This is a genomic window from Shewanella marinintestina (genome assembly GCF_023283845.1).
GTDB lineage: Bacteria > Pseudomonadota > Gammaproteobacteria > Enterobacterales > Shewanellaceae > Shewanella > Shewanella marinintestina.
In genome coordinates this window covers 42,207-53,216 of the sequence record NZ_JAKILC010000008.1, presented here as the reverse complement: position 1 = coordinate 53,216, position 11,010 = coordinate 42,207, and the positions used below count along the sequence as shown (strand labels likewise).

Below are 11,010 nucleotides of genomic sequence, written 5' to 3'. Positions count from 1 at the left end.
GCCAATATTGATTCGTTTATCAGTAATAGTCTGCTTTCAATGTGTTATATAGCTGGGCGGGTAAGGCCTATTTATGACTCTATTTATTGCTATAAAACTTGCATCTCACACAACAACGCTCGGGTTTCTACCAAAGGTAACCCTACTACCGCGGAATAACTGCCATCGATAGCTTCAACAAAATTTCCACCCAAACCTTGGATCCCGTATGCACCGGCTTTATCCATTGGCTCGCCCGTTGCGATATAGGCTAAAATATCAGCTTCAGTCAAGCGGCAAAACTGCACTTGAGTGGTCACTAAACGACTAACCGTTTTGGTTCCATCAGTTAGCGCGACTGCTGTCATCACTTGATGACGTTTACCTGATAAGCTTGCCAATATTTCAGCGGCATTAGCTTCATCTGTTGGCTTGCCTAAAATCGTCTCACCTTGAACGACTATGGTGTCAGAACCTAGCACCACAGCATTTTTATCATTGCCGTATAACGCTAAACCAGCGAGTGCCTTTTCTTGCGCTAATCGCTCTACAAAGGCTTGTGCAGACTCACCTGCCCGATGACTTTCATCGATATCTGCCGCTAAAATCTCAAACTCGAACGGCGCAGGGCTATTGGTATTTAAAAAACCTAACTGGCCTAATAACTCTTTACGGCGCGGTGAAGCCGAGGCAAGGACTAACTTCATAATAAGTACCTTTCGATTTTAACTAAACTAACTGACGGCTTGATTCATCGAGCCAAACAAGTTTGTACAAATGTTGAGATTACTGGTTATCGCACTTTATAAAGGCGTCTAACTCTGCGTAAAATCCAGAAGATCCATGGCCACATCACTAAGCTCGAAATCGCTGGATAGAACAAACTAATATCAAATACAGCGCTGTCGGTAACAAACTGCACCCAGAAAACCACCAAGTTATAAAGTGCAACCTGCATGGCGACAACTAATGCTTGTTGCCACATAGGGAAGTTACGTAGGCGTTGAAAATGCAGCACAACAACGTAAACCACCACTGACATAGCAAACGCACGAATACCTAAGGTCGCTCCCAGCAATATATCGAGCATTACCCCGAGCACCCAGGCGGTTAAAATATTGTATCTATGGGGCAATGCCATCGCCCAATAAATAATAACCAGCAACAACCAATCTGGACGCCAAGCTTCTACCAAATCTGGCAGTGGCATGATTTGAAATAACATTGCCGCTAATAGGCTTAGCCAAACCACCCAGCGACCATTTGCCACATGTAAACTCATGATGCGACCTCTTGACTCGCTTTCACTGCTTCTTCAACACCTTCTGGTGGCGTGAGCTCTGCATCGTCTGACTCAATATCTGGCCAAAGTAACAATAAATAACGAATTCTATCTAGTGCCGCTAGAGGCTGAGCGACTACGGTTGCGTAACTCTTACCGTCGTCTTTCTCGACACTCATTACACGTGCAACTGGGTAGCCTTCAGGAAAACGCTTACCTAAACCTGATGATACGAGTAAATCACCAACACGTACGTCAGTACTCTTAGCCACATGTTTAAGTTCTAGCTCGTCCAACACTCCAGTACCGACAGCTAATAAGCGCACGTCGTTACGGGTAATCCTCACCGGAATGCCATGAGTCGTATCTGACAGTAGCAATACTCGGCTAGTTAGCTCACTAACCTGCACGACTTGACCTACAACACCTTGTGCATCAACTACCGGCTGGCCGACAAACACACCGCTGCGAGTGCCATGGTTGAGCACAACATATTGACGAAACGGATCGCTAGCCACTTCCATGACTTCAGCAACGACTTTCTTAGCGTCCATATGGACTGGCGATCCAAGTAAGCCACGTAAACGATCGTTTTCTTGGCGCAGGTGCTCGAAACGTTGTAAACGTTCGCTCATCAACAGTTGGTGACGCAGTAACTCTTTATTTTGCTTAGCTAACATATTGCGAGTCGCTAAACTTTCAGCAGAAAGATCCAACAACGCACCGGGAATATTAGCAACGTACTGTAGCGGGCTTAACAGTGAAGAAAGGGAATTACGCACAGGCTCAAGCCTGTCATTGGCGACAAGCAAAATCACTGACATGATAACTGCCAGTGTTAGTCTAAATTGGTTGGATATTCCGCGAGCAAAAATAGGCTTCATAACAAACTAGGGCGGTATAAACCGCCCTTTTTAACCGTGGTTAGTTTTCTTCTGAGAACAGGTCGCCGCCATGCATGTCGATCATCTCTAAAGCTCTACCACCACCGCGAGCCACACACGTTAGTGGGTCTTCAGCGATCATGACTGGAATACCAGTTTCTTGCATTAACAGTCTATCTAGATCACGAATTAATGCACCACCACCAGTAAGTACCATACCGCGCTCAGAAATATCTGACGCTAACTCTGGAGGCGATTGCTCTAACGCAACCATAACCGCACTAACAATACCTGAAAGAGGCTCTTGTAATGCTTCTAAAATTTCATTGCTGTTTAGGGTAAAGCTACGTGGTACACCTTCTGCAAGGTTACGACCGCGTACTTCAATTTCAAGTACTTCATCACCTGGGTAGGCTGTACCGATTGTGTGCTTGATACGTTCAGCTGTTGCTTCACCGATTAAGCTACCGTAGTTACGACGCACATAGTTGATGATAGCATCATCAAACTTGTCACCACCGATACGAACTGACGATGAATAAACCACACCGTTTAATGAGATGATAGCAACTTCAGTAGTACCACCACCGATATCAACAACCATAGAACCTGTTGCTTCAGATACTGGTAAGCCAGCACCAATTGCTGCCGCCATAGGCTCTTCAATTAAGTACACTTCACGTGCACCTGCGCCCATTGCTGATTCGCGAATTGCACGACGCTCAACTTGTGTTGCGCCTACTGGCACACAAACTAATACGCGTGGGCTTGGACGGAATACGCTGTTGTTGTGAACTTGCTTGATAAAATGCTGTAGCATTTTTTCTGTAACATAAAAGTCAGCAATAACGCCGTCTTTCATTGGACGAATAGCTTGAATGTTGCCTGGTGTACGACCAAGCATTTGCTTAGCTTCTGTGCCGACGGCCGCAACCGACTTCTGACCAGAACCGCTTCGCTCTCCACGAATAGCAACCACTGATGGTTCGTTTAGTACAATGCCTTCTTCACGGACGTAAATTAGCGTATTTGCTGTACCCAAATCGATCGAAAGATCATTAGAAAAAATGCCGCGTAGCTTCTTGAACATGTAACCAGCCTGTCTATGTGGAATCGTAGAAAAAAGAAATCAGGTAACTTTATCACGCTTCTTAAAATCCACAAGACCGCAGAGGTTAACAATTGCTAATGAAACTGTATTTTTTGCGATATAACCGCTAAAGAGCGAGTCAATAACTTGTCTCGCCCCTAAATACTGACATTTAATTAACTTCTCGCCAGTAAATAATACGGTCATGGCCTCGGTAGGTGCCAAAATAAGCGGTTGCTCTTGGGTCTTGCAATACGCTACTAGAGTCATATTGCCAATACCATTGCAGCCATTTATCGACATGGTGCTGCAAGCCTACTTCACCGTCAGCATTAGGCGCAGGAAAATAGATAAAGCTATTACCAAGTCCAATTGCACCAGACTTATTTGTGCCACCTGTTTGGGTAAACCCTTCTACCGCTTCAAGCCCTGTATCTGGTTTAAGGTACAAACCAATATCTGCAGACTCAGCCGCACTAGTGGTATCAAATACCGAGCAATTATCAGCGCTATTGTTTTCCCACTCTGCGCTGCTATTCACAAATTGCGTATTCACCGTAAGGCGCAGCTCTTCAGACGATGGGCCATAGGCATTGGCCAACACCATTCGGCCATAACGTAATGCAAACGCATTCGTTCCACTATTGATATCTGCTTCACCGATATCACTAAACGAAAAATTGCTGCAACCATTACCAACAGTAGCAGGATCTCGGTAACAAATACCATCGCTATCAGTGACATCTGCTTTATTCAGCTCTAAATCAAACTTACCGTTAAAAGGAACAGCCAAAGATTGTGTGCGCGGATAACTAAGTTGAGTGCCACTCAAATAAGCTCGCTGAATGCTGTTCGCAGGGTCAGTTGGATAGTAATCGACTTGCTCTGAAAGTGGCGACACATCTTGTACAGCAAGCGCAGCACCATTCACCGAGGTCGCACCGGAAGTATCGTTATAGCTGCGATTAGTCCATTGATTACCGCGGTAACGCCACCACTCACCAATTTGATAATTACCCGTTTCAGCGCCAGCTTTGTTCATGCCTTTTACGGCGATAGTAGGCTCAGAGCCTGACTGGAAACTAAAAGGCTGATCCATGTAGGTAAAGCTATAGCACTGAGCTTGAAGCTGTGGAGTATTAGCTTCAACCGTTAAGAAATAAGGAGTAAACCGGCCAAATAGGTCACTGGTCGAGTTTGCCTCAGCAATGGTTGCGCCAAGATAATTAATGTCGCCATCTAGCGCAAAACTAATCGCTCCCACCTCTGAATAAGTTTGGTCAGTTATTGCAAAAGGCGCACTATTGGTCTTAGTAAAATTAATTTTGTTCTGGCCTATGCCTCCAAGACCGCCGTCTTCGGGATCGCCATTACTCACTAACGGAGCTTGCAATACAGGTTTGATTGTTAAGTCAGTAAATTGAAAGTTATTAAGCGCTTGGCGATCTTTATAAGGCGTTGAATCATCAACACCACAAACCGCTTTTACGCTCATAGCAAAATCATCACCCGCCATAGCGAACTTAGTACAACTTGCTCCTGTACAGCCATTATTACCCGATGGGTTAAAGAAGTGAAAGCCATCAGGCTTTGCCACAAATTGCTCACTATGAGTAAGCACTAACGTTTCACTTGTTGAGCCATCTGGAGACTTAATCGTTTCAGTTAGTGTTGCAGCAAGCTCAACTTTACCCGCTTCTGGGTAGTTAACATTGAGCAGTGCCTTACCATTAGCATCAAAGTGCACTTGCAACTCTTGGGTCGCTCCACCAGCAATCTCTTTACTTGCCGTTGGTGAGTTGAGGCTATTAATAGTGAGTTTAGCCGCTGCATTTATCCCGCTAGCATCTGGCGTGATGTAATTAAATGCCAATGAAATGGGCTTAGTCTGATTAGCAAATAACGGCACGCACTGTTGGGTGGTTTCATCTTTCTTAACTGCAAACAACTCAAAGTCACTGGTATTTTTACAGGAGGTTGAATCATCAATATCAAAGTAAATGCCACTATTTTCAAAATTAAGCTGACACTGACTATTGGCCACCAAATTACCATCGATATAACAACGATAGCTAGCACTTGGCACTGTATTACCTAAGCCTAAGGTTACTACGCCCCCCTGTGGGTGCCACACTTCAAGAGCTGTGCTGCCATTAAAGTTCGCACTAGTATAGTCGCTACTATTTTTAGTTAGCGTTACAGAAGCTGGGTCACTCAGCAACGAGTTACAATTGTCATCAGCACATGCTTGTACCGTTACGGATTTGGCTGCGCAACTTAACGCACCAGAATCAAAGCGGATCCGATAATGATTCACTGCTGGCGGCTCGGCTGTATATTCAAAAGCAAAGTAACCGATGCTTTCTGCTAAGTGACTTCTGTCATTATCAAGTTCCCGATCTTCGTCTAAAGCAAAGCTCACTTGATTAGTAAAGTTATCTTTAGTACAGCGCCTAACCCAGCCACCATCACCACCTCTACGTTGGTTTTTAGTGGCAATGGTTATCGGTTGCGCGCTATATGTTTGTTTATAAGTGTTATTAAATCCACACTGCTGACTTAATGTCCGAGTACTGTTACCTGCACCATGGTTAAGAGCATTCGCGAATTCATAGGCAATGCTTTCACCGCCAATATTCATAAAGCCTTTACCTAAACCGGCAACATATCCAAGCGTTTCCTCTAATAAAATTGCCCCTGAAATCTCTGAAGCCTCAATCGCAATATCAAAATCCTCACCATCTGAATCGACATTATTGATAGCAGTCGTAATGAAACGTCTATTTTTATTTGTTAACGTTTGGCCGATAATTGCGGGAGGTGTACCAAAGTCATGCTCAAACTCAACCGTTTCGTAGCCTCGACCAGCGCTAGGCAATCGTTTTCCTTGATATAGAGCAGTGGAAACCGTTCCTGCTTGTAAAGCTTTTCCTCTTGCTAAAAAGCGATAACCAGGCTCCATTACAAAATAATCTACTTCAGACATTTTTTTGTTCAAAGCAGAGTTATTGCCAGAGTTCATTTGTTTTACTTCTACGTCACTAGACGTTCTAGTATCAATTCGTAGTGTTGAAGGACGATCAGCATTGGCATCATTACCATCAATAGTTGGCATCACTACAACCACTGGAGGCGCTAAGTAGTTATTATTAAATTTAATATTTGCAGTGCCGTCATTAGCAAGTTCAGCACGACCAAACTCAAATTGTGGCGCGGGACAAGTCAATAGTTTTTCGGCTGGTACGATTGTAAAACTATTTGCTGATGGAGCCTTCCAGTAGAGCCTAAAAGCCTCATAACCAAAAGCTTCATGAAACCTAAGTTCTATTTGATGGGGACCTTTTTCGAGTGAAACAGTACCTTGGTAACGCGTACAGTCACAGGTTGAGTGAGTACCATAAAATCCTGTAATTACCTCGCCATCAATCAGTAATTCAATGGCATCATCACCATCGATTGCAAATGTATACTCACCCGTTTCTGGGGCATCAATATAGCCCTCAAAAATACCTAAATATAAGTCTTGGTCCGAATTCAAATTGGAGTGCGGGTTAATGCCGTCCCCCTTTTGATCTAAGTTGCTTTCAATAGACTCACCAATTTGAAACCGAGTTTTTCTAAAGTCTTCAACTAACTCTCTAAATTCAGCCGAATTAGCAGGGCTATAACTATCTGGATACCAAGTCCGAGTATCGTAGGTACGGTATGTGAGACCTTCAACATTATCTTGCCCACTAGGGCATTGAGTTGGCACTGGCGGGTTAGGAAGCGGACCCACTTCACAATTAGGCGTAACATTTAGGTAGCCTGCAGTGTCAGTGAAAATCACACGACTAGTACCTTCTAGTTCAACTTCATTTTTCCCCGAAACAGCGCCCTCTACAGAAGATGAGCCTTCGAGTTCAATATCTTTTTCTGAAAAAACAAAACCGCGGAAGTAAGTCGAACCATTTAACGTAAAGTCGCCGTAGTTGTATAGCAGCAACTGTTCAGCACTTTGCGATAAGCTTTGGTTTTCATGCTCATAAGCTTTCTTTACAAATAGACTAACCGTTCCTGTCCCTAGAGGCGGAAAAACGACATTAACGCCATTTTCAATTTCTAACTCTTCTATCCAATATTGGCCTGGAGCAAATTGCAATGTACCGCTACTTGCTTTCAAATGCTTCATTTTATAAATACCATTGCTGGTAACAAACCTAATTTTTCGGTTACTTCCGCCATCTAAATGAATATGTCCATATTCACCACTTACAACATCTATCTCTCTATTGTTGTATTCAGTACTGATATCAACTTTGCTATGTGATTTACATTGCTCAAAGCCAACTCTGCCAGAGGGAAAATCAGCTGATTGACCTGATGCTGTACACTCCACTCGCGAATTAGGCGAGCGTGGATAACACGACCGTCCCTGTGCATCATCCACGCTTTTAGCTGGTAACACACCATCTACAGGTGCGTTATCTAGGTATGCGCCATGCTTAAATTCGATTTTGCCATTTTTATGATGAACATTAACTCCCTCTTGAAAGACAGAGTTCCAATCGGAAGCAAAAGCTGGCTGTAGCCATAACGGAACACTTAAACTTAGGAATAAACCAAGCAAAAATAAACGACATTTAATCACGAGCTTCGACCTCCACCTGACGGCTTACCCGAATACAACTCGCATCACTCTCAACGCCAGCGTTACATTCGCCGCTACTACAAGTCGCAGTACTAGTTATCAAATATTGGGTCATATTATTGGGTAGCAAGTTAACGGTAACTGTTGAGCATGCCATTCTAACCGTACAGCCGTGAAAACCAACCAAGCCAGTGTCTGTACCGATATCCCAAGTCACAGAAGCATCACAGCTACCATTACTACCATCTAGAGGAAATAGCGTTGCCAAACTGCGGTCTGCGCCGCTATTCGCTGCAGCAAAAGCTCTTGTGCCCCATACTTCTACACTAATTTGTTGGTCAGCATCATTGAGTACATTTATCAGCGCTGCCGCTAATAAAAACATTACCGTGATAATGAATACGCCAATAACCAACGCGCTACCGCGCTGCTTAGCCCTATAATTTCCACTGAGCATTACAGGTCTAACTTGCTTGCGAGTATTATGGGTAATTTGCAATCTAGGGAACATTTATCACCTGCACTTGATGATGGTATTGAAAGCTCTGACCTTGCACATCAAACAATGGGTTCAAATGCACCATAGCATTATTTTGTAAGGTACCGGGGGTATAAGCCATCGGGCTATTAATACCGATTGTATTAACAATATTCTCAGCCATTAACACCCCATCACCCATATTATCTGGTGATGGTTGGTTCACAGGGTTATTAAAGCTGTATCCGCTATAACGATTGAGCAAACTCAGCTCTACAGTAACCTGCTCAAAGCAGTAACTCACCGCTTGTTGAACAGCAAAATAACGCTGCCTCGGTGAAGCGGCATCAAAACGCACTTGGCGGCCAAAGTTAACCGTTAAATCATTAGTTGCATTTTCGGTGACAACATCAATACGGAATAACTTACCATCTGTCTTAGAGTTAGCAATGGAGGTATAAACATCAGCAGGGCTCAATGGGTAAACCAGTAAAAATTGCCCTGCGGTTAATGAAGCAGCCGTCGCACGCGAAGGCATAACTCTAGCCTCTCTTGATTTATCAGCTGGCACTATTGGTAATTCAATATAAGATGCACTCGCCTGAATAGGCATCATTTCAATGCACTGCCAGGCCGTACCGTTAGTGCGTACACCATTACTAATTCGAATACTGTTCGGCACTGCATTGCGAATATCACGGGTCATTCGCTCTATTGCAAAACGGCTTTGGCTCATCACTTGATCGACTGATGTGGCATCGATAAAAATTCGAGTGCCGAATATAAGAAAGCTACTGACACCTAACACTAGCACGCCAAGCACAATGATAACCGTCACCAACTCAACCAAGGTAAAGCCCTTGCCTTTTAATTGCTTTATTGTGCTTAACTGCAACTTAGCAGTTGAAGATACCGATGCAGGCATTAATAGTTACTCCTGATCGCGTTAAACGTCATGACTTCGCCGTTAGGTGTGGTGACGTTAATCGTCACTAGCTTAGTATTTAAGTTAGCGGGATTATTATATTCAACTGAAACTGATAATAGGTAATTACGATAGCGTTCTGCGTAAGTCATCGTACTGTTGAGCATCACGCTATTGATATTTAAGCCGGTATAGTCATCAACATCGTTATAGTCATTTCGCGTTTCTGTTACGCCATTAATCGTATCAGGGCCTAAACCTGCCAACGGAGTGCAATTAGCTCCTGCTGGTAGGCCAAAAGCAGGCTTGGCTGCAGCACCACAAGCCGGTACTCCACCATTGGCATTGGTATTTTGATCGTATCGTTTACCCCAGATCTCATTCAAGATCGAATGTGCTAGCTCTGCAGAACGAACTCGGTGCAAGGTATCAGCTGAGCGTTCAGCTTGAGGAAATAACATGGTACTTAATAGTACAAAGGCGATACTAATAACCACCATTCCCACTATTAGCTCGACTAAGGTGAAAGCTTTTTGGGTTTTAATTTGCATGATAGCAAGCGGATTAGCCCTCATGGATATACCCCTCCGACTCTATCGCTAAAAATAACGTTTCGTCAGCAATGACGCTAATACAATTCCCATTACAGCTTACGCCTGCAACGATTGGCACTCCCTGCAAATTAAACTCAATATTAAAACGATTACTACCATTGCTGACTAGCGCTAAGCTTGCACCACCTTGAAATGCTTGCGGCGCATCCGTGCGTAAAATGTTGCCAGAGCAACCGCCATTGAAGCGACCACTAAGGCGAATGATTTGATAGTCGGTATCGCTCACTGATAGACGATAACAGCGGTCTTGGTTATTCATAGCCATGATCTGCACTTTACGTAACTCACTAATAAACTCAGAACGTAAGGTAAATGCGCTGTAGCTTGAGGTCGTTAATAGCCGAGGAATGACAACCACCGCTAGAATAGCGATAAGAATAATCGTGGTGACAAGCTCTACTAAGGTAAAACCTGTGTGTCGCTGCGTTCTGTGCATTGTCAGTCCTGAACAGTACTGCGGTGTTAAGACTAGCCGCTATGGCTAATCAAACAAAAGGGATGGAGCGCTAACTCATTGGAGTTAGTGTCTAACAATTTAATAAGTATGGCAAATAAAGCCGCTATTAATCCATTAGATACAAAAAAGGCCTGCGAGGCAGGCCTTTTGAACTTAGGCTGAATTAACAGCCTCCATCCTTTACTTCATAAACTGGAGCTTCACTAGAACTTTGAGCAGGAGTGTACTCAAAATGACACTCAACAGGTGAATTTGCTGAAGCATCATATGGAGAGCCAACCTGATAAATCACTGTTGCGGTACTCAAAGTGCCTGGAACGAAAGTCCAATCGTCTTCACTAATATCTAAAGCATCTAATAGTGATTGCTTGTCATTCTGCAGATAACCATATGCAGTTTTTACAGTATCAGCAGCATTGGCACCAATTTGAACAGTTGTATCAGCTAATTTTTCTTTACCAGCTATAGCAGCTTTAGAGAATACTAGTGAGTTAGCACCTTGCACAGAACCTTTCAGACCTTGAAGAGTCGATCCACGAGCATCACTTTGTAGGTTAATAAACTTAGGTGCAGCAGTTACCGCCAAAATACCTAGAATGATAATCACAACCACTAATTCGATTAGCGTAAAACCATTTTGCTTTTGCATTTTCTATGTCTCTTAAGTAAGT

10 protein-coding genes are annotated in these 11,010 nt (G+C 43.7%); all 10 read right to left on the bottom strand.

The features are described from left to right. Positions 1-89: 89 nt before the first annotated feature. Positions 90-686, bottom strand: a complete 597-nt coding sequence (locus L2747_RS10730; RefSeq protein ID WP_283107259.1) for a Maf family protein — start codon at positions 684-686, stop codon at positions 90-92. An 86-nt stretch (positions 687-772) separates the two neighbouring features. Then, positions 773-1,261, bottom strand: a complete 489-nt coding sequence (mreD, locus tag L2747_RS10725) for a rod shape-determining protein MreD (protein WP_248999031.1) — start codon at positions 1,259-1,261, stop codon at positions 773-775. Further along, positions 1,258-2,145 (bottom strand): rod shape-determining protein MreC, encoded by an 888-nt coding sequence (gene mreC / locus L2747_RS10720; protein ID WP_248999030.1) that lies wholly within the window; start codon positions 2,143-2,145, stop codon positions 1,258-1,260. The genes mreD and mreC overlap by 4 nt, the downstream gene beginning before the upstream one ends. A gap of 40 nt (positions 2,146-2,185) precedes the next feature. After that, entirely contained in the window at positions 2,186-3,235 is a 1,050-nt protein-coding gene (locus L2747_RS10715; protein WP_012156947.1) for a rod shape-determining protein, read from the bottom strand. Positions 3,236-3,407: 172 nt separating this feature from the next. Next, positions 3,408-7,865, bottom strand: coding sequence for a DUF6701 domain-containing protein (locus L2747_RS10710; RefSeq protein WP_248999029.1), 4,458 nt, complete (start codon positions 7,863-7,865; stop codon positions 3,408-3,410). Next, positions 7,858-8,322, bottom strand: a complete 465-nt coding sequence (locus L2747_RS10705; RefSeq protein WP_248999163.1) for an MSHA biogenesis protein MshP — start codon at positions 8,320-8,322, stop codon at positions 7,858-7,860. Before L2747_RS10705 ends, L2747_RS10710 begins: the two co-directional genes overlap by 8 nt. A 43-nt stretch (positions 8,323-8,365) precedes the next feature. Next, complete coding sequence (locus L2747_RS10700) at positions 8,366-9,268, bottom strand: PilW family protein (protein WP_248999028.1); 903 nt, start codon at positions 9,266-9,268, stop codon at positions 8,366-8,368. Continuing rightward, complete coding sequence (locus L2747_RS10695; RefSeq protein ID WP_248999027.1) at positions 9,268-9,843, bottom strand: type IV pilus modification PilV family protein; 576 nt, start codon at positions 9,841-9,843, stop codon at positions 9,268-9,270. Before L2747_RS10695 ends, L2747_RS10700 begins: the two co-directional genes overlap by 1 nt. Next, a complete protein-coding gene (locus tag L2747_RS10690; RefSeq protein WP_248999026.1) occupies positions 9,833-10,318 on the bottom strand; it encodes a pilus assembly FimT family protein in 486 nt (161 codons plus the stop codon). The genes L2747_RS10695 and L2747_RS10690 overlap by 11 nt, the downstream gene beginning before the upstream one ends. 184 nt (positions 10,319-10,502) lie before the next feature. Continuing rightward, positions 10,503-10,988: a type II secretion system protein gene (locus tag L2747_RS10685; RefSeq protein ID WP_248999025.1), complete on the bottom strand. Its 486-nt coding sequence runs from the start codon at positions 10,986-10,988 to the stop codon at positions 10,503-10,505. Between the last annotated feature and the right edge of the window lie 22 nt (positions 10,989-11,010).